The organism is Geodermatophilus sp. SYSU D00698 (genome assembly GCF_054050335.1).
On sequence record NZ_JBJGZD010000014.1, the window covers coordinates 71944 to 95765 of the forward strand.

26 protein-coding genes are annotated in these 23822 nt (G+C 77.9%); 17 read left to right on the plus strand and 9 right to left on the minus strand.

The features are described from left to right. Positions 1-147 precede the first annotated feature (147 nt). The 7 genes from ACI8AB_RS14220 to ACI8AB_RS14250 all read left to right on the plus strand — a co-directional run bounded on the left by ACI8AB_RS14220 (position 148) and on the right by ACI8AB_RS14250 (position 6131). A complete protein-coding gene (locus tag ACI8AB_RS14220; protein ID WP_456950633.1) occupies positions 148-987 on the plus strand; it encodes an alpha/beta hydrolase in 840 nt (279 codons plus the stop codon). 124 nt (positions 988-1111) lie between these two features. After that, on the plus strand, positions 1112-2425 hold the full coding sequence (locus tag ACI8AB_RS14225; RefSeq protein WP_456950634.1) for a PRC-barrel domain-containing protein: 1314 nt from the start codon (positions 1112-1114) through the stop codon (positions 2423-2425). 130 nt (positions 2426-2555) lie between these two features. Then, entirely contained in the window at positions 2556-3554 is a 999-nt protein-coding gene (dhaK, locus tag ACI8AB_RS14230; RefSeq protein ID WP_387986441.1) for a dihydroxyacetone kinase subunit DhaK, read from the plus strand. A gap of 2 nt (positions 3555-3556) precedes the next feature. Next, positions 3557-4189 carry a dihydroxyacetone kinase subunit DhaL gene (gene dhaL, locus ACI8AB_RS14235; RefSeq protein WP_456950635.1) on the plus strand — a complete coding sequence of 211 codons (633 nt, stop codon included), beginning with the start codon at positions 3557-3559 and terminating at the stop codon, positions 4187-4189. After that, positions 4186-4593: a dihydroxyacetone kinase phosphoryl donor subunit DhaM gene (gene dhaM / locus ACI8AB_RS14240; protein WP_387986445.1), complete on the plus strand. Its 408-nt coding sequence runs from the start codon at positions 4186-4188 to the stop codon at positions 4591-4593. The genes dhaL and dhaM overlap by 4 nt, the downstream gene beginning before the upstream one ends. Before the next feature lie 61 nt (positions 4594-4654). Next, positions 4655-4990 carry a hypothetical protein gene (locus ACI8AB_RS14245; RefSeq protein ID WP_456950636.1) on the plus strand — a complete coding sequence of 112 codons (336 nt, stop codon included), beginning with the start codon at positions 4655-4657 and terminating at the stop codon, positions 4988-4990. A gap of 31 nt (positions 4991-5021) precedes the next feature. Further along, positions 5022-6131: a winged helix DNA-binding domain-containing protein gene (locus ACI8AB_RS14250; RefSeq protein ID WP_456950637.1), complete on the plus strand. Its 1110-nt coding sequence runs from the start codon at positions 5022-5024 to the stop codon at positions 6129-6131. Here the strand turns inward: ACI8AB_RS14250 and ACI8AB_RS14255 are convergent, their stop codons facing one another. From ACI8AB_RS14255 to ACI8AB_RS14265, 3 genes are all read right to left on the minus strand, one after another. Further along, positions 6132-6992, minus strand: a complete 861-nt coding sequence (locus tag ACI8AB_RS14255) for an SRPBCC family protein (RefSeq protein WP_387986452.1) — start codon at positions 6990-6992, stop codon at positions 6132-6134. A gap of 66 nt (positions 6993-7058) precedes the next feature. Beyond that, on the minus strand, positions 7059-7799 hold the full coding sequence (locus tag ACI8AB_RS14260; RefSeq protein WP_456950638.1) for an ABC transporter permease: 741 nt from the start codon (positions 7797-7799) through the stop codon (positions 7059-7061). After that, positions 7796-8692, minus strand: a complete 897-nt coding sequence (locus ACI8AB_RS14265) for an ABC transporter ATP-binding protein (protein WP_456950639.1) — start codon at positions 8690-8692, stop codon at positions 7796-7798. Before ACI8AB_RS14265 ends, ACI8AB_RS14260 begins: the two co-directional genes overlap by 4 nt. 108 nt (positions 8693-8800) lie before the next feature. On the opposite strand from ACI8AB_RS14265, the gene ACI8AB_RS14270 reads away from it, so the two are divergent. The 6 genes from ACI8AB_RS14270 (at position 8801) to ACI8AB_RS14295 (ending at position 12499) form a co-directional block, all read left to right on the plus strand. Next, complete coding sequence (locus ACI8AB_RS14270; RefSeq protein WP_456950640.1) at positions 8801-9925, plus strand: sensor histidine kinase; 1125 nt, start codon at positions 8801-8803, stop codon at positions 9923-9925. Next, complete coding sequence (locus ACI8AB_RS14275; RefSeq protein ID WP_456950641.1) at positions 9922-10566, plus strand: response regulator; 645 nt, start codon at positions 9922-9924, stop codon at positions 10564-10566. The genes ACI8AB_RS14270 and ACI8AB_RS14275 overlap by 4 nt, the downstream gene beginning before the upstream one ends. Before the next feature lie 69 nt (positions 10567-10635). Further along, positions 10636-11139, plus strand: coding sequence for an inorganic diphosphatase (locus ACI8AB_RS14280; protein ID WP_387986457.1), 504 nt, complete (start codon positions 10636-10638; stop codon positions 11137-11139). Positions 11140-11181: 42 nt separating this feature from the next. Further along, positions 11182-11628 carry a YdeI/OmpD-associated family protein gene (locus ACI8AB_RS14285; protein ID WP_456902268.1) on the plus strand — a complete coding sequence of 149 codons (447 nt, stop codon included), beginning with the start codon at positions 11182-11184 and terminating at the stop codon, positions 11626-11628. Positions 11629-11831: 203 nt separating this feature from the next. Next, a complete protein-coding gene (locus ACI8AB_RS14290; protein ID WP_387986462.1) occupies positions 11832-12140 on the plus strand; it encodes a hypothetical protein in 309 nt (102 codons plus the stop codon). Beyond that, complete coding sequence (locus ACI8AB_RS14295; RefSeq protein WP_456950642.1) at positions 12137-12499, plus strand: hypothetical protein; 363 nt, start codon at positions 12137-12139, stop codon at positions 12497-12499. Before ACI8AB_RS14290 ends, ACI8AB_RS14295 begins: the two co-directional genes overlap by 4 nt. 4 nt (positions 12500-12503) lie before the next feature. On the opposite strand, the gene ACI8AB_RS14300 is transcribed toward ACI8AB_RS14295, so the two are convergent. From ACI8AB_RS14300 to ACI8AB_RS14310, 3 genes are all read right to left on the minus strand, one after another. Beyond that, on the minus strand, positions 12504-13559 hold the full coding sequence (locus ACI8AB_RS14300) for a DUF2855 family protein (protein WP_456950643.1): 1056 nt from the start codon (positions 13557-13559) through the stop codon (positions 12504-12506). Between the two features lie 61 nt (positions 13560-13620). Then, positions 13621-14454: a class I SAM-dependent methyltransferase gene (locus ACI8AB_RS14305; protein ID WP_387986468.1), complete on the minus strand. Its 834-nt coding sequence runs from the start codon at positions 14452-14454 to the stop codon at positions 13621-13623. 100 nt (positions 14455-14554) lie between these two features. Continuing rightward, positions 14555-17407, minus strand: a complete 2853-nt coding sequence (locus ACI8AB_RS14310; RefSeq protein WP_456950644.1) for an AfsR/SARP family transcriptional regulator — start codon at positions 17405-17407, stop codon at positions 14555-14557. 111 nt (positions 17408-17518) lie between these two features. On the opposite strand from ACI8AB_RS14310, the gene ACI8AB_RS14315 reads away from it, so the two are divergent. From ACI8AB_RS14315 to ACI8AB_RS14330, 4 genes are all read left to right on the plus strand, one after another. Then, positions 17519-18517, plus strand: a complete 999-nt coding sequence (locus ACI8AB_RS14315) for an LLM class flavin-dependent oxidoreductase (protein ID WP_456950645.1) — start codon at positions 17519-17521, stop codon at positions 18515-18517. Positions 18518-18593: 76 nt separating this feature from the next. Continuing rightward, the gene (locus ACI8AB_RS14320) at positions 18594-19085 is read left to right on the plus strand and encodes a hypothetical protein (RefSeq protein WP_456950646.1); all 492 of its coding nucleotides are present in this window, start codon (positions 18594-18596) and stop codon (positions 19083-19085) included. A gap of 94 nt (positions 19086-19179) precedes the next feature. Next, positions 19180-19773: a carboxymuconolactone decarboxylase family protein gene (locus ACI8AB_RS14325; RefSeq protein ID WP_456950647.1), complete on the plus strand. Its 594-nt coding sequence runs from the start codon at positions 19180-19182 to the stop codon at positions 19771-19773. After that, positions 19770-20639, plus strand: coding sequence for an RNA polymerase sigma-70 factor (locus ACI8AB_RS14330; protein WP_456950648.1), 870 nt, complete (start codon positions 19770-19772; stop codon positions 20637-20639). Before ACI8AB_RS14325 ends, ACI8AB_RS14330 begins: the two co-directional genes overlap by 4 nt. Before the next feature lie 171 nt (positions 20640-20810). Here the strand turns inward: ACI8AB_RS14330 and ACI8AB_RS14335 are convergent, their stop codons facing one another. The 3 genes from ACI8AB_RS14335 to ACI8AB_RS14345 form a co-directional block, all read right to left on the minus strand. Beyond that, complete coding sequence (locus ACI8AB_RS14335; protein WP_456950649.1) at positions 20811-21197, minus strand: hypothetical protein; 387 nt, start codon at positions 21195-21197, stop codon at positions 20811-20813. A 206-nt stretch (positions 21198-21403) separates the two neighbouring features. After that, positions 21404-22513, minus strand: a complete 1110-nt coding sequence (locus ACI8AB_RS14340; protein ID WP_456950650.1) for an FAD-dependent oxidoreductase — start codon at positions 22511-22513, stop codon at positions 21404-21406. Further along, positions 22510-23814, minus strand: coding sequence for an FMN-binding glutamate synthase family protein (locus tag ACI8AB_RS14345; RefSeq protein WP_456950651.1), 1305 nt, complete (start codon positions 23812-23814; stop codon positions 22510-22512). Before ACI8AB_RS14345 ends, ACI8AB_RS14340 begins: the two co-directional genes overlap by 4 nt. Positions 23815-23822: the final 8 nt, after the last annotated feature.

Consider the following 23822-nt stretch of genomic DNA (forward strand, 5'->3'; position numbering starts at 1 on the left):
GGGGGAAGGCCGTCGCCCCGGGCGGGCTCGGCAGCCTGGGTCCGGCACCGGTCACGCAGGGCACAGCCGCGGCCGCGGGTGCGCCCCTAGCGTCCGCGGCGTCCGCGGCCCGGTCGGGTGGCCGCACCCCGCTCCCGGAGGACCGCCGTGACCGCTGCCGCCCCCGTCCCCGTCGTCTTCGTGCACGGCCTCTGGCTGCACGCGAGCAGCTGGGCGCCGTGGCTGGAGCTGTTCGCCGCCCGCGGCTACGACCCGGTCGCGCCGGGCTGGCCGGGCGAGCCGGCCACCGCCGAGGAGGCGCGGGCGCACCCCGGGGCGGTCGCCGGCGTGGGCATCGGCGACGTCACGCAGCACCACGCCGACGTCATCGCGGGGCTGCCCGCGGCGCCGGTGGTGGTGGGCCACTCGTTCGGCGGGCTGGTCGCGCAGAAGCTGCACGGGATGGGCCTGACCCGCGCCTGCGTGGCGCTCTCGCCCGCGCAGTTCCGCGGCAACCTGGTGCTGCCGCCGGCGCAGTTGCGCACGGCCTGGCCGGTGCTCTCGCGCCCCGGTCTGCGGAGGGGCACCTGGGCGCACACGCGGGACAGCTGGGCGCGCGGCTTCGCCAGCGCGGTGCCGCGCGAGGAGGCCGACCGCCTCTGGGACGCGTACGCGATCCCCTCCCCCGCGCGGCCGCTGTTCCAGGCGGGGTCCGCCGCGTTCACGCCGCGCAGCGAGGCCGCCGTCGAGACCCAGCGGGAGCGCGGGCCGGTGCTGCTCGTGGCCGCCGGGCTGGACCGCACCGTGCCGGCCGCCGGCGTCCGCGCCGCGTACCGCATCCAGCGTCGGCACGGCACCGGCGTCACCGAGCTGCTCACCTTCCCCGACCGCGGCCACTCCCTCGGCGCCGACTCCGGCTGGGCGGAGGTGGCCGGCGCCGCCCTGGACTTCCTCGCCCGCCACGGCGTCGGCGCGCCGTCCCCCGAGCCGGTGGAGGGCGTCCGCTGAGGTCCGGGCGGCCTCCACGACCTCCCGTGATCGGCACGGGTGGGGCCGCGACCAGCGGGGTAGGGCCGCCCGGACGGCAGCGCCGGGCCACCCCGGCCCGGCCCCGAGAAGTGGGGAGGCGACCATGGCACTGCCCGAACGGGACTCAGTTGTCGACTGGGTCGGCAGGACGGTGGTCGACCGGCACGGCGCGGAGATCGGCACGGTGACGCACCTGCTCGCCGACGAGGGAACCGGCCGGCCGGAGTGGCTGTACGCGGACATGGCCGGCACGACCGTCGTCGTCCCGCTGTTCGACGCCACCGGCGAGGGCGACCGGGTGCAGGTGGTGGTCGACCGCGGGCTGGTCGACGGCGCCCCGCGCTTCGGCGACAGCCGCGAGCTGACCACCGAGCAGGAGTCCGCGCTGTACCGGCACTACGGCATCGAGGCGAGCACCGAGACCTCCGAGACCCTGCTGCCGGCGCCCGACGCGGAGCCGCCGGCGACCACCGCCGTGGCGGTGTCCGGCGAGGAGGTGGCGCCCCTGCCCACCCCGGACGCCGACGAGGAGCTCCCGCCCCCGCCACCGGTGGCCCAGCCCGGCGACGAGGACTTCGGCCGCGCCGACGAGCCCCGGGGCCGGTCGCTGGCCGCCCGCGCCGGCGGGGCCGCGGGCGGGCTCGCCGCGCTGCTGGCGCTCGGCGGCCTGCTGTTCGCGGTGCTGCGGCGGCGCCGGCAGCCGGCCGCCACGGTGTCCCGCCGCGCCCGCCGCGGGGGCAAGGCCGCCCGGCGGACCGGGCGGAAGGCCGCCCGGCAGGCCCGGGCGGTGCCGGCGGCCGGACGGGCGCGGGTGGAGCACCTCGTGGCCGCGGCCGTCCCGGTGGTCACCGACGCCGCCTCGTCGGTGCGGGAGGCCGCCCGCGGCGGCGCGTCCGCGGCCGGACCCGCCGTGGCCAACGCCGCGCACCTCGTCAGCGAGGCCGCCCGCGGTGTCGGCGAGGCCGCCCGCGGCGGCGTGTCCGCGGCCGGGCCCGTCCTGGCGACCGCCGCCCAGCGCGTCGGCGAGGTGACCCGGACCGGCGCCGCGGCGGCCGCTCCCCTGCTGGCCACCACGGGCCACGCGCTGCAGACCGGCGCCAGCGTCGGTGCGGAGGCCGCGAAGCAGGCCCTCGACGCCCTCCCGGAGCTCACGTCCACGGTGGTCTCCCGGGCCACCGAGGCCGGCGCCGAGATCGGGCAGGCCGCCCTCCGCGCGGCCGCCAGGGTCGGTGGCGCGGTCGAGGCGGTGCCCGAGGAGGTCGCCGAGGTCGGCCACCGCATCCGGAAGCGGGGCAGGCGCGTCGCCCGCCTCACCTCGCTCGGGGCCGGCCTGGGCACCGGCTACGTCGTCGGCGCCCGCTACGGCGACTACGGGCAGATCCAGCAGGCCGCCGCGCGCGTCACCGGCCGGGGCTGACCCGTCCTCACGGTGCCCCCGGGTGCAGGCTCCGTCCTGCACCCGGGGGCACCGCCTCGTTGTGCCGCGGATCACATGAGCCCTAGCCTCCGGGACGGTCCCTGCTCGACTCCCCGAGGTCAGGTGCACGATGAAGAAGCTCATCAACGACCCGTCCGACGTCGTCTCCGACGCCCTCCGCGGCATGGAGCTGGCGCACCCGGACCTGCTCCGGGTCGACCACGAGAACCGGGTGGTGTTCCGCCGCGACGCGCCCGTGCAGGGCAAGGTCGGCATCGTCTCGGGCGGCGGCTCCGGCCACGAGCCCATGCACGGCGGCTTCGTCGGCCGCGGCATGCTCGACGCCGCCTGCGCCGGGGAGGTCTTCACCTCGCCGGTGCCCGACCAGATGCAGGCGGCCACCGCGGGCGTCTACAGCGGCGCCGGCGTGCTGCACATCGTGAAGAACTACACCGGCGACGTCATGAACTTCGAGATGGCCGCCGAGCTGGTCGCCGCCGAGAGCGGCATCGAGGTGGCCACCGTCGTCGTCGACGACGACGTCGCCGTCACCGACAGCCTCTACACCGCCGGCCGCCGCGGCGTGGGCACCACGGTGCTGCTGGAGAAGATCGTCGGCGCCGCCGCCGAGGAGGGCCGGCCGCTGATCGAGGTGGCCGACCTGGCCAAGCGGGTCGACGACGCCGGCCGCAGCATGGGCATGGCGCTCACCTCCTGCACCGTGCCCGCCGCCGGGACGCCGACCTTCTCCCTCGGCGAGGACGAGATGGAGATCGGCATCGGCATCCACGGCGAGCCCGGCCGGCGCCGGGTGCCGCTGGCTCCCGCCCGCGAGGTCGCCGCGATGCTGGTCGAGCCGATCCTCGCCGACCGGAGGTACACCGACGGCGTCATCTGCTTCGTCAACGGCATGGGCGGCACCCCGCTCATCGAGCTGTACGTGGTCTACGCCGAGGTGGCCGCGATCCTGGAGAAGGCGGGGATCGGGATCGCCCGGTCGCTGGTCGGGCCGTACATGACCAGCCTGGAGATGGCCGGCTGCTCGGTCACCCTCCTGCAGGCCGACGACGAGATGCTGCGGCTGTGGGACGCGCCGGTGGTCACCCCGGGCCTGCGGTGGGGGGCCTGAGCATGGCGGTGGGCACGGAGGACCTCACCGCCTGGCTGCGCCGGTTCGCGGAGTCCGTGCACGAGCAGCGGGACCGGCTGACCGCGCTCGACGCGGCCATCGGCGACGCCGACCACGGCGCCAACATGGACCGTGGCATGACCGCCGTCGTCGCCACGCTGGACGAGTCGCCGCCGGCCGACGCCGCGGCGCTGCTCAAGAAGACCGGCGCCACCCTGGTGAGCAAGGTCGGCGGGGCCAGCGGCCCGCTGTTCGGCACGCTGTTCCTGCGGATGGCCGGCGCGGCCGGCGACGGCGACCTCGACGACGCCGCCTTCGCGCGGGCGCTGCGCGCGGGCCTGGACGGCGTGGTCGCCCGGGGCAGGGCCGAGCCCGGCGACAAGACGATGGTCGACGCGCTCGGCCCGGCCTGCGACGCCCTCGACGCCGCGGTGGAGGCGGGCAAGCCGCTGGCCGACGCGCTCGCCGCGGCGGCGGACGCGGCGGCGCAGGGCCGGGACGCGACCGTGCCGATGGTCGCCCGCAAGGGCCGGGCCAGCTACCTCGGCGAGCGCAGCGCCGGGCACCAGGACCCGGGGGCGACGTCGACGGCGCTGCTGGTCGAGGCCGCCGCGGCGACCCTGGGACGCTCGTGAGCGTCGGCCTCGTCGTCGTCTCGCACAGCCGGGCGCTGGCCGACGCCGCGGTCGAGCTCGCGCGGCAGATGCTGCCCGGGCGGGAGCTGGCGATCGCGGTCGCCGCGGGCACCGAGGACGGCGGGCTCGGCACCGACGCCGCCGCGGTGGCCGACGCGGTCGGGCAGGCCGACTCCGGTGACGGCGTCGTCGTGCTCATGGACCTCGGCAGCGCGGTGCTCTCGGCCGAGACCGCGCTGGAGTTCCTCGACGACGACGTCCGGTCGCGGGTGACCCTCTCCCCCGCGCCGCTGGTGGAGGGGCTGGTCGGCGCGGTCGTGCTGGCGTCGACCGGTGCCTCCCGCGAGCAGGTCGCCGCCGAGGCCGAGCGGGGGCTGGCGCCCAAGCAGGCGCACCTGGCGTGACGGCTGGGACGCACGGGACGGCGGCCTTCCCACGGGGACGCCGCCGGCCGATGAGCCGGGCATGCGCGCCAGCCACGTCGCCACCGCACTCGCCGCCTTCACCGCCGGCCTGACCGCCGCGTCCGCGCTGCACCGCCGCGCCGGCCGCCCGGTCCGGGCTCCCCTCGTCCACACCGGGGTCGACACCGCCGTCGAGCCGGCCGCGCCGGCCCGGACGCGGGACGCCGTCGTCCTCCCCTTCCCCCGCCCGGCGCTGCCCGCCGAGCAGGTCGTCGAGCAGCCCGCCGCCCGGCCGGCCCGCTGCGGCGACACCGGCGGCGTCACGAGGGCCGGCGCACCCTGCGCCGCCCGCGCCACCAGCGGCGGCCGTTGCCACCACCACCCGCTGGCCGCCTGATCCCGTCGGTCCCCCGCGGTAGACAGCGGGGGTGGGCGCGCGCCGGGGAGCCGAGGTGCTCGACCGGCGCGCGCTCGGCCGCACCACGCTCGCCCGGCAGCTGCTGCTCCGGCGGGACGGGCGCGGCGTCCTCGACGCGGTCGGCCACCTGGTCGGCCTGCAGGCGCAGGAGCCGCAGGAGCCCTTCGTCGGGCTGTGGTCGCGGCTGACGGCGTTCCGGCCGGCCGACCTCGACGACCTGCTGGAGTCGCGCCGCGTCGTCCGCACGCTGCTCATGCGCCGGACGCTGCACCTGGTCACCGCCGGGGACTGCCTGCGCCTGCGGCCGGTGCACCGGTCGATGCTCGTCGCCCGGGCGCGCGGCACCCTCGGGCGCCGGCTGCCCGGCGTGGACCTCGGCGAGCTCGCCGCGGCCGGGGAACCGTGGTTCGCCGAGGCGCCGCGGCTGCTGTCCGAGGTCGGCCGGCTGGTCGGCGACCGCTGGCCGGACGCCGCGGCCCGCGACCTCGGCGATGCGCTGTCCAGCCTGGTGCCGCTGGTGCAGGTCCCGCCGCGCGGGCTGTGGCGGCAGCGCGCCCCCGCCCGGAACACCACGGTGCGCGCCTGGCTGGGGCGCGACGTCGAGGACGGGCCGCCCGACGACGTCCTCGACGACCTGGTGCTGCGCTACCTGCGCGCGTACGGGCCGGCGGCGACCGCGGACCTGCGGTCCTGGAGCGGACTGGGCGGCCTCCCGGCGGTGGTCGCCCGGCTGCGGCCGCGGCTGCGGACCTCCCGCGACGAGCGCGGCCGCGAGCTGCTCGACGTCCCCGACGGCCTCCTCCCCGACCGCGACGAGCCCGCGCCGGTGCGCTTCCTGCCCGCGTTCGACGACGCGGTCCTCGGCTACGACGACCGGTCCCGCCTGATCGCCGACGAGCACCGCGGCCTGAGCGTGACCGGAGCCCGCTTCGTCCTGGTCGACGGCACCGTGGCCGCCACCTGGACGACCCGCGACCGGGACGACGGCGGCGTGGCGGTGACCGTGCAGCCGCTGCGGCGGCTCACGCCGGCCGAGCGGGACGACGTCGAGGCCGAGGGCACCGCCCTCGCCGCCTTCCTCGGCGACGGCGTACCGGGACCGGCCGAGGTGACCCGGTGATCAGCGGCTGCCGCCCCCGATCATCGGGTCGTCGCCGTCGTCACGGACGCCCCGCTCGACGCCCTCCGTGGACGGCCCGGCGGTGTAGCCCTCGGGGTGGGACTCCGGGACGAGCACGTCGTCCCGGACGACGGCATCCGGCGGCGGCTGCTCGACCTGGGTGACCTCCGGTGACTGGACGACGCCCTCCGGGGTCTCCGTCCCGACCTCCTGCTGCCCGCCCTCCGACGAGCCCGACGGGCCCGACGAGCCCGACGAGCCCGCGGTGGCCGCGGCCACGCCGGCGGCCGCCGCTCCGGCCACTGCAGCGACCCCGGCCGCGACGGCCGTCCCGGACACGCCCGCCTTGCCGCTGTCCCCGCGCGACCCGTGAGCGGTCTCCGCGGTGGGCGTGCCGACGTCGAGCCCCTCGCCGATCGAGCCGCGCCAGGCCCCGGTGGCGTGGCCCTGGCTCTCGACGAGCGCCTTGAACCGCTCCAGGTCGGACCGGACCTGGCGCTCCACGATGCCGAGCTTGTCGCCGACCTGCTCGACGACGCCCTCGGGCTCGTACTCCAGCTCCAGGTACACGACCGTCGAGTCGGGCCCGGCGGGCTCGAAGCGGACCGCGCCGGCGTTGGTGGCCCCGCTGGTGGCGGCCCAGGCGACCTTCCGGTCCGGCTCCTGCTCGAGGACGGATGCCTCCCACTCCCGCCGGACGCCCGCGATCTCGGCCACCCAGTGCAGGCGCCGGTCGTCGAGCTGGCGGACCTCCTCGACCCCGCCCATGAAGCGCGGGAAGTCCTCGAACTGGGTCCACTGGTCGTACGCCGTGCGGACCGGCACGTCGACCTGGATCGACTTCTCCACCCTGGTGGTCATCGCCGACCTCCTCCGTCTCGGGACGCTGCCCGACGGGTGTGACCCGGACCACCTGGGGTCAAACGGTCACGCGTCCCGGCGGCGCAGCGCCCACCAGGCCAGCAGCGCGGCGGCGGCCGCCCACAGCGCCAGGACGCCGAGCCCGGTGAGCGGGCCGAAGACGTCGACCGGGCGGGCGTGCAGGCGGACGGCGACCGCGCCGGCGCGGTCGGGCAGGAACACCGCCGCCCGCTGCAGTCCCGGGACCAGCTCCAGCAGCGGCGAGACCAGGAAGAGGAACGGGACCAGCAGGCCCAGCGCGAGCGCCTGGTCGCGCAGCAGCAGGCCCGCGGCCATGCAGACGACGGCGAGCAGCGTCGGGTACAGCGCGGCCGCGACGGTCGCGCGGAGCATCCCCGGCGTCGCCAGCGAGACGCCCGGCGCGCCGAGCACCGCCTGGGTGACCAGCAGGGTGGCGACGGCCGTGAGGGCGGCGGTCACCAGCACCAGGCCCGCGCCGACGGTCAGCTTCGCGGCCAGGAGGGCGCCCCGCCGCGGCACGGCGAGCAGCGAGGTGTGCACGGTCCGGCGGGCGTCCTCCCCCGCGGTCAGCAGCACCGCGAGCACGACCACCGCGACGTGGCCGAAGTTCAGGCCGTAGAAGGCGATCACCGCGGGGTCGTAGTCCGGCTCGGCCGCCTCGACGTCGCCGATCGAGGCGACGACGCCCACGCCGATGCCGGCGACCGCGACGACGTAGACGAGCAGGGTCCCCCACGTCGAGCGCAGCGTGCTCGCCTTGACCCACTCGGCGCGAAGCGCGCTCACGCCGCCTCCCCGGCCGGCGCGGTGAGCGCGAGGAAGGCGTCCTCCAGCGACCGGCCGTCGGCGCCGAGCTCGACCAGCGGGACGCCGTGCCGGGCCGCGACCGCGCCCACGGTCCGCGCGTCGACCCCGGCCACCCGCAGCGCGCCGTCGTCGCCGAGGACCACGGTCGCCCCGGCGGCGGCGAGCAGGCCGCGCAGCCGCCCGGGTTCGGCGCTGCGGACCCGCACCCGCCGCTCGGTGTGCTCGGCGAGGAAGGCCTCCAGCGGCGTGTCGGCCAGCAGCCGGCCCCGGCCGACCACCAGCAGCCGGTCGGCGGTGCGCGCCACCTCGCCCATGAGGTGGCTGGAGAGCAGGACGGTGCGGCCATCGGCGGCGAGGTCGCGCAGGGTGGCCCGCAGCCAGCGGATGCCCTCGGCGTCCAGGCCGTTGGCCGGCTCGTCGAGCAGCAGGACCGGCGGGTCGCCGAGCAGGGCCGCGGCGACGCCGAGCCGCTGCCGCATGCCCAGCGAGAAGCCGCGGACCCGGCGGTCGGCGGCGGCGCGCAGGTCGACCAGGTCCAAGACGGCGCGCACCCGGTGCGCGGGCAGGTCGTTGCTCGCGGCCAGCCAGCGCAGGTGCTGGCGGGCGGTGCGCCCCGGGTGGGCGGCGGCGCTGTCGAGCAGGGCGCCCACGGTCCGCAGCGGCGCGGCCAGGTCGGCGTAGGCGCGGCCGGCCACCCGCGCGGTGCCGGCGGTCGGCCGGTCCAGGCCGAGCAGCACCCGCAGCGTCGTCGACTTGCCCGCGCCGTTGCGGCCGAGCAGGGCGGTGACGCTGCCCGGCGGGACGTCGAAGGTGAGGTCGTCCACCGCGACGACCGGTCCGTACCGCTTGGTCAGGCTCCGCACCTCGATCACGGGTCCACCGTCGCGCCCGCCGCCGGCGGTGCGCCTCCCCCGCGGGGTCCGGCCTCCTCCCTCTCGCGCGGGAGGTCCGGACGGCCGGCGGCGGGCCATGATCGGGGCATGCGCGCGGTCCTCCGTCCGGTGACCAGCAGGTCGACGTGGACGCGCGCGGTGCACCTGGCCCTGGGCGCCTGGCTCGCCGTCGCCTGCGCGCTGGTGTGGCCCGGGCTGGACGACGCGTCGGCGCGCACCCTCGCCGGCCTCTACCTCGCCCCGCTGCCGCTGCTGGCGGTGCTGGCCTGCGTCCCGGCGGTGCGGCGCAGCGAGGGCGTGCAGGCGCGGGCGCTGCTGCTGCCCGGGGACGACGAGGTCACGGTGGAGCCCGCCCGCACGTGGGCCGAGCGCGGCCGGCTGCTGGCCTGGCTGGTGGTCCGGGTCGAGCTCGGGGTGCTCGCCGCGGAGGTCACCGCGCTCGCCGTGTGGGCGGTGGCGGCCCGGTGGCCGCTGGCGGTCGTCGTGGCGCCGGCCTGGGCCTGCGCACTGGCCGGGCTCGGCGCGCTCACCGCCGCGGCCGCCCGGGCGCTGCTCCACCCCTCCGCCGCCGAGCGGCTGGCCGCGCAACGGGCCCGCACCGAGCGGCTGCTCGAGCGCACCCGGCTGGCCGCGGACCTGCACGACTCGATCGGCCACGCGCTCACCGTCACGCTGCTGCAGGCCGGCGCCGCCCGGGACGTCGCCGGCTCCGACCCCGCCTTCGCCGACCGCGCGCTCGCCGCCGTCGAGGACAGCGCCCGGTCCGCGCTCGGCGACCTGGAGCGGGTCCTCGCGCTGCTGCGGGACAGCGCCCCGCCGCCGCGGGCCCCGACGCTGGCCGACGTCGACGCGCTGGTGCGCTCCGCCGAGGCGGCCGGGGCGCGGGTCGACGTCCGGGTCACCGGCGCGGTCGCCGAGCTGCCGGAGGTCCTGTCCGGGGAGGCCTACCGGATCGTGCAGGAGGCGCTCACCAACGCGCTCCGGCACGCCGGCCCCGTGCCCGTGCGGCTGCGCGTCGACGCCGGCCCGCACGTGCTGGCGATCGTCGTCGGCAACCCGGTGCCGGTGCCCGTGCCGGCCGCGGCCGGCGGCGGCAGCGGCGTCCGCGGGCTGAGCGAGCGCGCCGCCGGGCTCGGCGGCACCGCCGTCGCCGGGCCGGTCGACGACGGCTGGCGGGTCGAGGTGCGACTCCCCCTGGCCGGGCGCGCATGACGGTCCGGGTGCTGCTCGTCGACGACGAGGAGCTGGTGCGCAGCGGGCTGCGGGCGGTGCTCGACGCCCGCGACGACGTGGAGGTGGTCGGCGAGGCCGCCGACGGCGCCGTCGTCGTCCCGCTGGCCGCCCGGCTGCGCCCCGACGTCGTCGTGATGGACGTGCGGATGCCGCTGGTCGACGGCATCCAGGCCACCCGCGACCTGCGGCGCCGGCTGCCGGACCCGCCGCGGGTGCTGGTGCTGACGACGTTCGGCGACGACGAGAACGTCTACGCGGCGCTGTCCGCCGGCGCCGACGGGTTCCTGCCCAAGCGGGCCCGGCCGGCCGAGATCGCCGACGCCGTCCGGCTGGTCGCGCGGGGCGAGAGCCTGCTGTTCCCCGCGGCGATCCGGGCGCTGGCCGCGCAGCACGCGCCGGCGCAGCACACCCGGCCGGCGCCGGAGCTGACCGCGCGCGAGCGGGAGGTCCTGCTGCTGGTGGCGCGCGGGCTGTCCAACGGCGAGATCGCCGGCGAGCTGTACCTGGGCCTGCAGACGGTGAAGACCCACGTCAGCAGCCTGCTGCGCAAGCTCGGCGCCCGGGACCGGACGCAGGCCGTCATCGCCGCCTACGAGTCCGGCCTCGTCCCCCTGCGCTGACCGCCGGGTTGCCCGGGGAGCGGGTCCTGGGCCAGGGTCTCCTCGCGGTCCGGCCGGAGGAGGGTGCCCGTGGAAGCCGACGTGATCGTCGAGATCCCCAAGGGCTCGCGGAACAGGTACGAGTACGACCACCGGCTCGGCCGCATCCGGCTGCTCCGGATGCTGTTCACCGCCACCGGCTACCCCGGCGACTACGGGTTCGTCCCGGACACCCTCGCCGAGGACGGCGAGCCGATCGACGCCCTGCTGCTGCTCGGCGAGCCGACCTTCCCCGGCTGCCTCGTGCGCGCCCGGGTCATCGCCGTGTTCTGGGTGCACGACGAGCGCGGCCCGGACGCGAAGCTGCTGTGCGTGCCGGCGAGCGACCCGCGGATGGAGCACCTCCAGGAGCTCGAGGACGTCCCCATCCACCAGGTCGCGGAGATCTGGCACTTCTTCGAGATCTACGAGGCGCTGACGCCGGAGAAGTCCGCCGAGACCCGCGGGTGGGAGCGCCGGGCCCAGGCCGTCGCGGCGCTGGAGGACGCGCAGCGGCGGTTCGCCGAGCGCGCCGCCGGTGGGCCGAGGGGATGACAGGGGCTTCCGCCGCGACCGCCGGGACGCCAGGGTGACCCGGTGACCGAGGAGCTGCGGCTGACCACCACCCTCGCACCGCGCGGCCCGGCGGCCGCCGTCGTGCTGACCGACGAGCAGGTCGCCGGCCTCGGCGGGGGCGCCAAGGCGTTCCCCGTCCGGGTCACCGTCGGCACGGTGACCGTGGAGGGCCGGGTCGCGCGGATGGGCGGCGAGAACCTCATCGGGCTGAGCAAGGAGCGCCGGGCCGCCCTCGGGGTGGCCATCGGCGACACCGTCGACGTCGTCGTCGCCCTCGACCGGGGCGAGCGCACCGTCGAGGTGCCGCCGGACCTGGCCGAGGCGCTGGCCGCGGCGGGCGTGCGGGAGGCCTTCGACCGGCTGTCGTACACCTCCCGCAAGGAGCACGCGCGGTCGGTGGCCGACGCGAAGAGGCCCGAGACCCGCGCCCGCCGGGTGAGCGCCGTGGTGGACGCCGTCTCCGGCTGAGGCCCCGCCGCACCCCTTTACGGACGATCTCGTCTCACCAAGGGCTGGCGGTCGAGCGCGCACGGTGACGGGCACACCCGGCCCGCTCCGGGCGGCGGACCGGGTGCCTTCCGGGCCGGCCCGGGCGCTCCCACACTGTGCGCGCGCCCTGCGTCGGGCACCTGCCGCACCGGCGGCAGTTCCTCAGAGCCGAGGTGCTCCCGATGACGCAACCCACCCCCTGCCCGATCCTCGACCTGAACCTCGGGCCGCTGGACCTGAACCTGCTGGGCCTGCACGTGCACCTCAACGAGGTGGTGCTCGACGTCGAGGCGATCCCCGGCCCGGGCAACCTGCTGGGCAACCTGCTGTGCGCGATCGCCGGGCTGCTCGACGGCGTCGACCTCGGCGGCGTCCTGGGCAACCTGCTGCAGGAACTCATCGACGCGCTCATCCGCCTGCTCGAGGGCATCGGCGGGGGCGGCGGCGGAGGCGGCGGCACCGCGCCGGTCGCGCAGCAGGCGGCGGCGTGACCGGCCCCCGGGACCCCGAGCCCGCGGCGGCCGCCGCGGCGGAGCTGGAGCGGCTCCAGGAGCTGCTCCGGCGGGCCGGCCGGGACCGGGCCGACCCCGGGGAGGTGGCGCGGGCGGTCGGGGCCTACTGGCGCGACCACGGCCCGGCGCTGCGGAGCGCGGCGGCCGCCCTCGGCGACTCCGCGCGGGGGCAGGTGCTGGCCGAGCTGTACCGCGTGCGGGACGAGCTCGGCCGGCAGCTGCAGGGTCAGCGGGCGTCGGCGCCCCGCCCACCGGAGCCGGGGACCGCGGACGAGCCTGGCCGAGGCGCCGAGCCGGGCCGAGGCGCCGAGCCGGGCCGAGGCGCCGAGCCGGGCTGAGGCCTCAGAGCGAGAGGACCAGCCCGCGGCGCGGGTCGACGTCGCCGTCCAGCAGCGCCGCCCACGCCTCGGTGACCGCCTGCGCCCCGGTGCGGTGCTCGACGGTCAGCAGCCCGGGCGCCCGGGTCGCGGCGAAGTCCGGCCACGCGGCCGCGATCCGGCGGGCGGACGACGGGTCCAGGGCGGCCGCCGCGTCCTGCGCGGAGAACACCTCCGGCTCGGGCCCGGGCAGGCCGCTGCTCGCGAACGACGCCCGCGTCCAGTGCGTCGCGCCGACCACGACCGACGCCCGCAGGACGCCCGCGGTGCGGCGGTGCACCGCCGCGCGCAGGTCCGGGTCGCCGGCGAGGTCGACCAGCACGGCGCCGCGGTCCGCGGGCAGGGCCCCGACCTCCTCGTAGGCCAGGACCCGGTCGTAGAGGCCGAGCGCCGCCGTGGCCGCGGCGTGCCGGGACGACGTCAGCCCGACCAGCTCCGGCGGGTCCCCGTGCGCGCGGACCGCCGCCGCGGTGCACACGGCGGTGCGGCTCGACGCCGACGTCAGGACCACCACCCCGGCCCCGGCCCGGGTCACGCGGTCGGCGAGCAGCCACCCGGTCTGGAACAGCGGCCGCAGCACCGCCGCGACGTCGTCGAGCCCGGGCGGGAAGCCCGTCTCGGGCAGGGCGCGGGCGTAGCGGCCGTAGACCCGGGCGAGGGAGGCGCGGGCGGCCGAGCGGTCGGCCAGGCCGCCCGGGCCCGCGGTCACCTCGAGGGTGACCCGGCTCGACATCGGCCAGAAGCCGAAGAAGCGGTCCCCCGCCGCGACGCCGTCGACGCCGGAGGCCGTGGCCCGGCCGAAGCCCCAGACCGGGACCCGGCCCCAGCCCTCCGGCGCGGGGAAGTGGTCCCAGTACCGCCAGGCGTCGCCCAGGACGGCGTAGGTGAGGTTGTTCGCGGTCAGCCCGAAGCGCTCGACGGCGAACTGCACCGAGCCCTGCGGCACCCCGGTCCGCGGCGGCTCCCCCGGGTCGCAGCGCACGGTCCGCGGGTCGTCGCGCCGGACGAGGACGTCGACCACGTCGTCCCTCCCCTCTCGTGCCGGGCCGGCGCCGGGCTCCCCCGGCGCCGGCCGGGTGGTCTCACGCGCGGCGCGCGGTGAGCAGCAGGTACTCCCAGTCGAGGACGATCCCGTCGGTGCCGCGGTCGTACCGGGCGGCCAGCGCGGCGAGGTCGTGGTCGAGCGCGGCGACCCGCTCGGGGTCGTCGCCGACGTTGCGGTAGGTCGCGATCGTCGGCCCGTAGACCGTCTTCCACGAGTCCCGCCACGCCTCCGGCGACGGGTAGCCGCCGACCGTCACGGTCTGCCGGCGGGCGACGACGTCGGTGACGCGGTCGCCGAGCAGGTCGCGGACGTGCCGCTCGTCGCCCCACAGCGGCGGCGGCTGCGCGCCGGGCGGCGGCGGGGGCGCGTAGGGCTTCATCGTCCGGAACATCTCGCCGACGAAGCCCTCCGGCGTCCAGCTGACGAGCCCGATCCGCCCGCCGGGGCGGCACACCCGCACCAGCTCGTCGGCGGCCTGCCGGTGGTGCGGCGCGAACATCACGCCGACGCAGGAGAGGACGACGTCGAAGCTCGCGTCCGGGTAGGGCAGCGCCTCGGCGTCGCCCTCCTCCCACGTCACCTCGGCGCCCTCGCGCGCGGCGAACGCGCGGCCGGCCGGGAACAGCTCCGGCGTGAGGTCCGAGGCCACGACCTCGGCGCCGGTCAGCGCGGCGGGCACGGCGGCGTTGCCGCTGCCGGCCGCGACGTCCAGCACCCGGTCCCCGGGGCCCACGCCGGTGGCGGCGACCAGGACCCGGCCCAGCTCGGGGATGAGGTCCCGGGCCACGGAGGGGTAGTCGCCCAGCGCCCACATCGCCCGGTGCTTCGCCTTGAGCGCGCGGTCGGCGGTCGCGTCGATGGTGTCGGTCATCGGGAGTGCTCCTCGTCGTCGTGCGGGGGGACGTCCCCGCGGTGTGCCGACGACGCTGGTGCCGGCGGGTTGCAGACCGCGTGCACCGCGGATGCAGCGGTCATGCACCGGCCTGCCCGGCGGCGACCCGGCCGAGGGCGGCGCGTGCCTGCGCGACCGCCGCCGCCTCCGCGGCGCGGGGGTCGCCGGCGGGTGCGCCCTCGGCGGGCGGGCCGAGCGGAGACGGCTTGCCCGCCGCCACCAGGCAGGCGTGCAGGGCCGCGGCGTCCGCCTCCGCGCCCACCCGCTGCAGCAGCCGGGCCACGTAGCGCAGGTCCAGCCACTGCTGCGTCGAGTCGCCGACCCGGTCCCAGTGGTCGATGACGGCGAGCAGCGCGCGGGCGGCCGCCGCCGGGTCGCCGTGCACCGCCCGGGTCGCGGCCGCCTCCATCAGCGCGATGCCGTGCCACCAGAAGTTGTGCACGGCCGCGGCCAGCGCGCCGGCCTCGTCGAACAGCGCCAGCGCCCGGTCGGGGTCGGACTTCTTGAGCACCAGGCCGAGGGCGTAGCGGCCCATCGACTGCGCCGTCGGGTTGGCGGTGGCCTCGGCGACGTCGAGGCTCTCCCGGGCGGCGGCCAGCCCCTCCTCCGGCCGGCGGCGGACCGCCTGGCACACGGCGACGTAGTAGAGCGTCCACACCAGCCGGATCCGGTCGCCGTCGGCCCGGGCCCGCTCCGCCTCGGCCGCGTAGTGCGCCAGCGCGGTGCCGACGTCGCCCTCGTAGAGCGCGACGTCGGCGAGCACGTCGCCCGGGTAGGCGATGCGGGCGGTGCCGGGCAGCGGCAGCCGCCCTCCGGCCAGGCGGGCCGTGGCCCGGGCGCGCGCGAAGTCGCCGCGGTTCCACGCGCCCCGGGCGGCGGCGCCGACGGCGGCCGGGTAGAGCGGGTGGCCGGGGTCCACGACGGGCAGCAGCTGCTCGGCCCAGGCGTACGCCTCGTAGCCGACCCGCAGGTGCACCAGCTCGGGCACGGCCGAGACCAGCCGCACGGCGAGGTCCCACTCCCGGTCGGCGGCGGCGCGGGTGAACGCGGCGCGCAGGTCGTCGTAGACGCCGAGGGCCTCCTCCGCCCACGCCCGCTCGTCCGGTCCCTGCAGCCCCGCGCCGGCCCGCTCGGCGTAGTCGACGTGGTGGGCGACGTGCCGCCGGGCCAGCTCCGCGGACTCGCCCGCGGCCCCGGCCTGCGCCCGGCCGTACGCCCGCAGGGTCTCCAGCAGCCCGTAGCGGCTGTGCACCCCGCTGCGGGCCACCACCATGGACCGGTCCACCAGGCGGGTCAGCCGGTCGAGGACGTCGTCCTCGGTGGCGGCGGGGTCGGCGACGGCGTGGACGGCGCGCAGGTCGGCCCCGCCGGCGAACGCCGACATGCCGCGGAACAGCCGCTGCTCGTCCTCGGGCAGCAGCCGGTAGGACCACTCGATCGCGGCCACGAGGCTCTGGTGCCGGGGCACCGGCCCGCGCCCGCCACCGAGCAGCGGGGCGTCCTCCAGCCGGGCGGCCACCTCGCCCGGGCTCATCACCCGCATCCGGGCCGCGGCCAGCTCGATGCCCAGCGGCAGGCCGTCGACGCGGCTGCAGATGGCCGCGACGGCGTCGGCGGCCGCGGGGTCCAGCCGGAAGTCCGGCGTCGCGGCGCGGGCGCGCTGGACGAACAGCGCGGTGGCGTCCGCGAGCGGCAGCGGCGGCACCGGCCACACCTGCTCGCCGTCGACCCCGAGCGGCTCCCGGCTGGTCGCGAGCACCACCACGCGCGGGCAGCGCTGGACGACCTCGGCGACGAGCGTCGCGGCGTGCGGCAGCACGTGCTCGCAGTCGTCGACGACGAGCAGCAGCGACCGCCCGCGCAGGTAGTCGAGCACGGTCTCCTCGACCGACAGCCCCGACCGCTGCCGGATGCGCAGCGCCGCGGCGACGGCGTCCCCGACCGGGCTGCCGTCGGGCAGGGCGGCGAGCTCGCACAGCCACACGCCGTCGTCGAACCGCGCCCGGTCCCGGGCGGCGACCTCCACCGCGAGCCGGGACTTCCCCGTCCCGCCGACGCCGGTCAGCGTCACCAGCGGGCCGGCCCGCAGCGCCTCCAGCACCCGGGCCACCTCGGACTCCCGGCCGACGAACCCGCTGGCCCGGCGGGGCAGGTTGCCCGGCGGCGGCCGTGCGGCGAGCGCGGGGTCGTGCACGAGGATCCGCCGGTACAGCTCCCGGGCCGGCGCGGCGGGCTCCACTCCCAGCTCGCCGTCGAGGCGGGTGCGCAGCTCGTGGAAGGCGGCGAGCGCGTCGGCCTGGTGCCCGGTGGCGTACCGCGCCCGCATGAGCGCCACCGCCGGCCGCTCCCACGTCGGGTGCCGGCGCACCAGCGCCTCGAGCTCGGGCACCGCCTCGGCGGCGCGGCCGAGCTCCACCAGCGCGTCGGCGCGGTCGGCCGCGGCGCCGGTGCGCAGCTCGGTCAGCCGGGCGGCCTCCGCGCCGGCGAAGTCGTCGTCGGCGAACTCGGCGAGCGCGTCGCCCCGCCACAGCGCCAGCGCGGCGTCGAGGTCGGCCAGCGCCCGCGCGGGGTCGCCCGCGGCCGCGGCCGCCCGGGCGGTGCGGACGCGCTGCTCGAACTCGACGGCGTCCAGCGTCGCGCCGTCGAGCTCCAGGCAGTAGCCGGGCGGGCGGTGCCGCAGCGGCGCGGCGTCGCCGAGGACGCCGCGCAGCCGGGAGACGTAGGCGCGCAGCGCCGTGACCGCGCCGTCGGGCGGCGCGTCGCCCCACACCGCGGCGAGCAGCCGGTCGGCGGGCACCACCTCGCCGCGGGCGACCAGCAGCGCCGCGAGCAGGGTGCGCGGCTTGTGCCCGCCGACGGCGACCGGTCCCGAGCCGTCCTCGACCTGCAGCGGGCCCAGGACCCGGAAGTGCAGGTGCGTCGCACCGGTCATCGCTGCCTCGCCTGCAAGCGGACTGCAACGGGCGCGGCCGACCCTAGTGGCGGCCCCGGGAGCGCGACCAGACGCGGACCCGCTCCCGGCCCGCACGAGGAGGGCAGCACCATGACCGCACCGGCCCGGCGGCTCGCCGTCGGCGTGACCCCGATGGAGACCCGTCCCGACGTCGTCCTGCACCTCGCCGACCGCGCCGAGGAGCTGGGGTACGAGGCGTTCCTGCTGGCCGAGGGCTGGGCGCACGACGCGCCGGTCCTGCTCGCCGCGATCGCCACGCGGACCCGGCGGATCCGGCTCGGCACCGGCGTCCTGAACGTGTGGGGGCGCAGCCCCGCGCACCTGGCGATGCTCGCGTCGTCGCTGGACACCCTCTCCGGCGGCCGGTTCGTCCTCGGCCTGGGCGCGGGCTCGCCGCAGCTCGCCGAGGGCCTGCACGACGAGCCGTTCACCGCGCCGGTCGCCCGCCTCGGCGCGGTCACCCGGCAGGTGCGGGCGCTGCTGGCCGGCGAGCGCGTGACGCCGTCGCGGCCGGGCGGGCAGCGGCCGCTGCGGCTGGCCGTGCCGCCGCGGCCGCGCCTCCCGGTGCACCTGGCCGCGCTCGGGCCGGAGGCCGTGCGGCTGGCCGGGGAGGTGGCCGACGCCTGGTACCCGTTCCTGCTCCCCCGGTCCGGCCTGGCGGCGGGCCGCGCCCTGCTGGGGGAGGGCGCGGCGGTTGCGGGGCGGCCGGTGCCGCTGGTCAGCCCCGGCATCCCGGTGGCGGTGGCCGACGACCCGGCGGTCGCGCGGGCGACGGCGTCGTGGTGGCTGACCACCTACCTGACGGCGATGGGCCCCCTCTACCCGCGGACGATGCGCCGCGCCGGTCTCGGCACCGCCGTCGACGCGGTGCCGGCCGCCCGGCCCGGGGAGGTGCCCGCGGAGGCGGAGGTGCTGGTCGACGAGCTGCTGCTGCACGGCGACGCCGGCAGCGTGGCGGCGACGCTCGACGCCTGGCGCGCGGCCGGTGCCGAGCTGCCCGTCGTCGTCCTGCCGCCGGGGCGGCCGGTGGCCGAGCTGGAGGCCGCGCTCGAGGCCCTCAGCCCGCGGCGGGTGCCCGTGCCGGCGTGAGCGGCCCGCCGGGACGGGTTGGCCCGTCTCCTCCTGGGTAGCGGCGGCAGAACCACCGAGCGACTGGAGGAGAGACATGGGCAAGCTGTCGTTGGGACTGGGCCTCGGGGTCGGCTTCGTGCTGGGCGCGCGTGCCGGGCGCGAGCGGTACGAGCAGATCGCGAGGACGGCACGGGACCTGCTGGGCCGGCCGGAGGTGCAGCAGACCCTCGAGAGGGCCCGTGAGGCCGCGCCCGCCCCGCTGCAGGGCGGCATCGACAAGCTCGCCGCGCAGGCGTCCGGGGGCGGCGGCACGGGCGGCGGCACGGGCGGCGGCACGGGCGGCGGCACGGGCGGCGGCACGGTGGGGGGCACCGTCGGTGGCACCGTCGACGCCGGGACGGTGGCCGCGGGCAGCAACGCCGACGCGGTGGTCCCCCCGACCCCGCCGACGGTCGCGGAGGCGTTCGTCCTCGAGGACGCCGACGTCGAGACGCCGACCACCCCGGCCGCGGACACGCGGACCACCGGAGGGACGGCCGGCCCGGTGCCGGACCCGCTGATCCCGCCCGCCAAGTCGGGCCAGTAGCCGGGAGGCTGCTCGCCCCGTCTCCTCCGGGGTGTCACACGCGGGGCGCGGCCGGTGTCTCCATGTCGACGCCACCGCACACCCTGGAGGAGACATGGCGAGCGGCACCCGGGTCCCCGCGACCGAGATCACCGGCCTGTACGGGGCCCTGCTGAAGACGATGAGCCGCCGGGTGCTCGGCCAGGTGCCCGAGGGCGCCGGCGTCATGTGGCACCACCCGGCGGTGCTCAGGGACTCGATGGCCTTCGGCCGCAAGGTCGACTCCTGGAACCGGCTGGACCCGCACCTCGCGACGTTCGCGGCCATGTCCGCGGCCGCCACCATCGGCTGCGGCTTCTGCCTGGACCTGCACCACTTCCTGGCGAACGACCGCGGGCTCGACGAGGCCAGGGTGCGGGAGGTGCCGCGCTGGCGGGAGTCCGCCGTCTTCACCCCGCTGGAGCGGCGGGTCATGGAGTACGCCGAGGCGATGAGCTGGACCCCGCCGGCCGTGACCGACGAGCTGTCGGCCGCCCTGCTGGACGAGCTGGGACCGGCCGCGCTGGTGGAGCTGACCGCCAGGATCGCCTTCATGAACTCCAGCGCGCGCAGCAACGTCGCCCTCGGCATCCGGTCGCAGGAGTTCGCGGCGTCCTGCGGCCTGCCGCCGCTGGCGGCCCCGTCGCGGGACGGCGTCGCCACGGCATGACCGAGGACCCCTTCGTCGCCCACCGCGGCCTGCTGTTCACCGTCGCCTACGAGATGCTCGGCTCCGCCGCCGACGCCGACGACGTGGTGCAGGAGACCTGGCTGCGGTGGGCGGAGGCGGACCGGGCCGCGGTGCGCGACCCGCGGGCCTACCTGGTGCGGATCGTCACCCGCCAGGCGCTCAACCGGCTGCGCACCGTGGCCCGCCGCCGCGAGGAGTACGTCGGCGAGTGGCTGCCCGAGCCGCTGCTGACCAGCCCGGACGTCGCCGAGGACGTCGAGCTGGCGGAGAGCGTGTCGATCGCGGTGCTCACCGTGCTGGAGACCCTGGCACCGACCGAGCGCGCGGTCCTCGTGCTGCACGAGGTGTTCGACGTGCCCTACGACGAGATCGCCGAGGCGGTGGGCCGGTCGAGTGCCGCGGTGCGGCAGATCGCGCACCGGGCGCGGGAGCACGTGGCCGCGCGCCGTCCGCGGACGACGGTCAGCCGCGCCGAGCAGCAGCGGGTCGTCGACCGGTTCCTCGCCGCGCTCACCGCCGGTGACCTGCAGGGCCTCATGGACGTGCTCGCACCCGACGTCGTCGCGGTCGCCGACGGCGGCGGCCTGGCACCGGCCGCCCTGCGCCCGATCGCGGGCCGGGAGCGGCTGGCTCGGGCGCTGTCCCGGTTCGCCGACCTCGTGCCCGACGTGGAGATCACCACGCCGCTGGTCAACGGCGCGGTGGCCCTGCGGATCGACCCGGGCGGCGAGTTCGACACGGCGATCACCGTCGTCGTCGAGCACGGCCGGATCAGCCGGCTGTACGCGATGCGCAACCCGCACAAGCTCGGCCGGCTCGACGAGCCGGCCGAGCTCCGGCGGTGACGGCGCCCGTCCTCGGCCGAGCCGCCCGGCCGGCGTGACGACGATCCGTCGGGCGGCCCGGCGCACCGTCCGCCCGGTGCGCGGCGCCCGACCCGGCTGCGGTCAGGCTGCTGCACCGGGCCCGCGAGCCGGGTCAGCCGCGGCCCGGCAGCGGGGTGAAGTCGAAGCTGATCACCGAGGTGCCCGACGCCGGTCCCAGGCCCGCGAGCTCGTCGGCCGGTGACCGCGCGGCGTCCTGATCCCCATCCGCTGGGCTGACCCGCCGTGGTCCAGGGACTCGCGGACGGCCCGGCCCATCTCGTCCGGCGTCATCAGCACCAGCGTGCCCGTGGTCTCGTGGACGCGACCACGGTGCCGGACGGTGACGGGCGCGCCCCCGTCGAAGTCGAACCGCCAGGGCGCGTCCGTGGACGCCGTGGGGACGCCGTCGACCAGGTGGAGGCTCACCGGGACCCTGATCCGACGCCCGCGCCGCCGGCCGGTGAACTCGAGCAGCATGACACCCCCGATGCGACGTCCCAGCGGGGACGCCAGCAGCGGCCGCACGACGACGTTCACCGCCCTCAGGACAGCAGGCGGCGGAGGTGGGGAGAGCCGGATAGCCCCCGTCGTCCTCGGCATCGGAACGCCTCATCTCGACCGGGTGGCGGCGAGGCCAGCGCGCCCTCCGGGCCGGGACCAGGGGCCTCGGCCCTGCCCCGCGACCCATCGAACCCCACGGGTCGCCGGCCCACGGGGGCGGAGCGTCACCGGGAGCCCCTCCGTCAGACGAGGGAGCCCATCCGGCTCAGCGCGAACCTCGGTTCCACCTCCGCCGCACCGAGCGCGAGGTCGGCGGCCATCCTCCCGATCAGGGCGGCGAACTTGGCGCCGTGTCCGGAGCAGGGCGAGGCCACGACGACGGGGCCGACCCGGTCGAGCAGGAAGTCCTCGTCCGGGGTGACGGTGTAGAGGCAGCTGCCCTGGGCGACCGGTTCCGGGTCCAGGCCGGGCAGCCACTCCCGCACGAAGGCGGTCACCCGCTCGCGCGAGGCCGGATCGACCACGCCGTCGCGGGTGGACGCCGTCGTCGGCCGGCCACCGTCGTGCTGGGCGACCTTCACCGCCGGGCGCGGCCCTCCGTCGGCGCCGGAGGGCAGGCCGAACAACTGCAGGTCCCCCTTGTGCACGAAGGTCGGCCAGGCGGCGGCGGGGTCGCGCTGACGGAAGTGGAAGACCTGCTGCTGGGTCACGGTGAGCGGCGGGAGCGGGAGGCCGAGCGGCAGCTCGGGCAGCCACGGTCCGGCCGCGACGACGACGCTGCCCGCCGTCAGCTCCGGCCCGTCGGTGACCACCCGCGCGCCGCCTCCGTCGGGTTCGACGGCGAGGACACGGGTGCGCTCGAGCACGGTCCCGCCGAGCCCTCGCACGCGCCGCACCCAGGCGGCGACCGCGGCGTCGGCGTCGAGCACCGCGCCCTCGGGGTGGAACAACACGGGGCCAGCGAAGCGCATCCCCGGCCAGCGGGCCTCCGCCTCCCTGGCCGACAGCAGCTCGTGGGGCACCCCCTCGGCGGCCATCAGCCGGGCCAGCCCCACGGGGTCGCGGCGGGCGCCGGTGTCGAGGCCGCCGGTGGTCCGCAGCAGCGCCGTCCCGGTGTCGTCCTCGGCCTCGGCCCAGGCGTCGTACGCGCGGCCGGTCAGCCGGACCCAGAACGGGTCGGCGTAGGCCCGGCGCACGATGCGGGAGGTGCCGTGCGAGCTGCCGTGGACGTGCCCGGCGCCGAATGCCTCGACCAGCGCCACGGAGACCCCGCGCCGGGCCAGCTGCCACGCCGTCGCCGAGCCCATGAGCCCCGCACCGACGACGGCGACGTCGACCCGCAGGTCGCTCACAGCCCGCCCTGCCCGGGGATCCAGGACGTGCCGGCCAGCGGCACGCGGGCCATCGCGGCGGCCTCGATGGTGAGCGCCACCAGGTCCTCGGGCTCCAGCGAGTGCAGGTGCGCCTTGCCGCAGGCGCGGGCAATGACCTGGGCCTCCATCGTCATCACGCGGATCAGGTTGGCCAGCCGCCGGCCGCCGGCGACCGGGTCCAGGCGGGCCGCGAGCTCCTCGTCCTGGGTGGTGATGCCGGCCGGGTCACGGCCGGCCTGCCAGTCGTCGTAGAACCCGGCCGCCGAGCCCAGCGCCCGGTACTCCTCGTCGAGGTGCGGCGCGTTGTCACCCAGGGCGACCAGCGCCGCGGTCCCGATCGCGACGGCGTCGGCCCCGAGCGCCATGCACTTGGCGAGGTCGGCGCCGTTGCGGATCCCGCCGGACACGACCAGCTGGACCTGCCGGTGCAGTCCCTCCTCCTGCAGCGCCTGCACCGCCTGCGGCAGGGCGGCCAGCGTCGGGATGCCGACGTGCTCGATGAACACCTCCTGCGTCGCCGCGGTGCCGCCCTGCATGCCGTCGAGCACGATGACGTCGGCGCCGGCCTTGGCCGCGAGCTTGACGTCGTAGTAGGTGCGGCTGGCGCCGATCTTGACGTAGATCGGCTTCTCCCAGTCGGTGATCTCCCGGAGCTCACCGATCTTGATCTCCAGGTCGTCGGGGCCGGTCCAGTCCGGGTGGCGGCAGGCGCTGCGCTGGTCGACGCCCATCGGCAGGGTGCGCATGCCGGCCACGCGCTCGGTGATCTTCTGGCCGAGCAGCATCCCGCCGCCGCCGGGCTTGGCACCCTGGCCGAGGACGACCTCGATGGCGTCGGCGGCCCGCAGGTGGTCGGGGTTCATGCCGTAGCGGGAGGGCAGGTACTGGTAGACGAGGTGCTTGGACTGGCCGCGCTCCTCCGGCGTCATGCCGCCGTCGCCGGTGGTGGTGCTCGTGCCGACCTCGCTGGCGCCGCGGCCCAGCGCCTCCTTGGCCCGGCCCGACAGCGCGCCGAAGCTCATCCCGGCGATGGTCACCGGGGTGGACAGGTGCAGCGGGTAGGTGGCGTGGCGGTCGCCGAGGACGACGTCGGTGTCGCAGCGCTCCCGGTACCCCTCCAGCGGGTAGCGGGACATGCTCGCGCCGAGGAAGAGCAGGTCGTCGAAGTGCGGCACCCGGCGCTTGGCGCCGCCGCCGCGGATGTCGTAGATGCCGGTCCCGGCGGCGCGCTGGATCTCGGCGATGGTGGCGCGGTCGAAGGTCGCGGACTCGCGGAGCATGGGGGTCT

Bases quoted from the DNA above. Each gene is read 5' to 3' on its own strand.
- ACI8AB_RS14305 (WP_387986468.1), bottom strand. From the start codon at position 14,454: ATGACCGACACCATCGACGCGACCGCCGACCGCGCGCTCAAGGCGAAG.
- dhaK (WP_387986441.1), top strand. From the start codon at position 2,556: ATGAAGAAGCTCATCAACGACCCGTCCGACGTCGTCTCCGACGCCCTC.
- ACI8AB_RS14330 (WP_456950648.1), top strand. From the start codon at position 19,770: ATGACCGAGGACCCCTTCGTCGCCCACCGCGGCCTGCTGTTCACCGTC.
- ACI8AB_RS14225 (WP_456950634.1), top strand. From the start codon at position 1,112: ATGGCACTGCCCGAACGGGACTCAGTTGTCGACTGGGTCGGCAGGACG.
- dhaL (WP_456950635.1), top strand. From the start codon at position 3,557: ATGGCGGTGGGCACGGAGGACCTCACCGCCTGGCTGCGCCGGTTCGCG.
- ACI8AB_RS14325 (WP_456950647.1), top strand. From the start codon at position 19,180: ATGGCGAGCGGCACCCGGGTCCCCGCGACCGAGATCACCGGCCTGTAC.
- ACI8AB_RS14275 (WP_456950641.1), top strand. From the start codon at position 9,922: ATGACGGTCCGGGTGCTGCTCGTCGACGACGAGGAGCTGGTGCGCAGC.
- ACI8AB_RS14245 (WP_456950636.1), top strand. From the start codon at position 4,655: ATGCGCGCCAGCCACGTCGCCACCGCACTCGCCGCCTTCACCGCCGGC.
- ACI8AB_RS14270 (WP_456950640.1), top strand. From the start codon at position 8,801: ATGCGCGCGGTCCTCCGTCCGGTGACCAGCAGGTCGACGTGGACGCGC.
- ACI8AB_RS14255 (WP_387986452.1), bottom strand. From the start codon at position 6,992: ATGACCACCAGGGTGGAGAAGTCGATCCAGGTCGACGTGCCGGTCCGC.
- ACI8AB_RS14345 (WP_456950651.1), bottom strand. From the start codon at position 23,814: ATGCTCCGCGAGTCCGCGACCTTCGACCGCGCCACCATCGCCGAGATC.
- ACI8AB_RS14320 (WP_456950646.1), top strand. From the start codon at position 18,594: ATGGGCAAGCTGTCGTTGGGACTGGGCCTCGGGGTCGGCTTCGTGCTG.
- ACI8AB_RS14310 (WP_456950644.1), bottom strand. From the start codon at position 17,407: ATGACCGGTGCGACGCACCTGCACTTCCGGGTCCTGGGCCCGCTGCAG.
- ACI8AB_RS14315 (WP_456950645.1), top strand. From the start codon at position 17,519: ATGACCGCACCGGCCCGGCGGCTCGCCGTCGGCGTGACCCCGATGGAG.
- ACI8AB_RS14290 (WP_387986462.1), top strand. From the start codon at position 11,832: ATGACGCAACCCACCCCCTGCCCGATCCTCGACCTGAACCTCGGGCCG.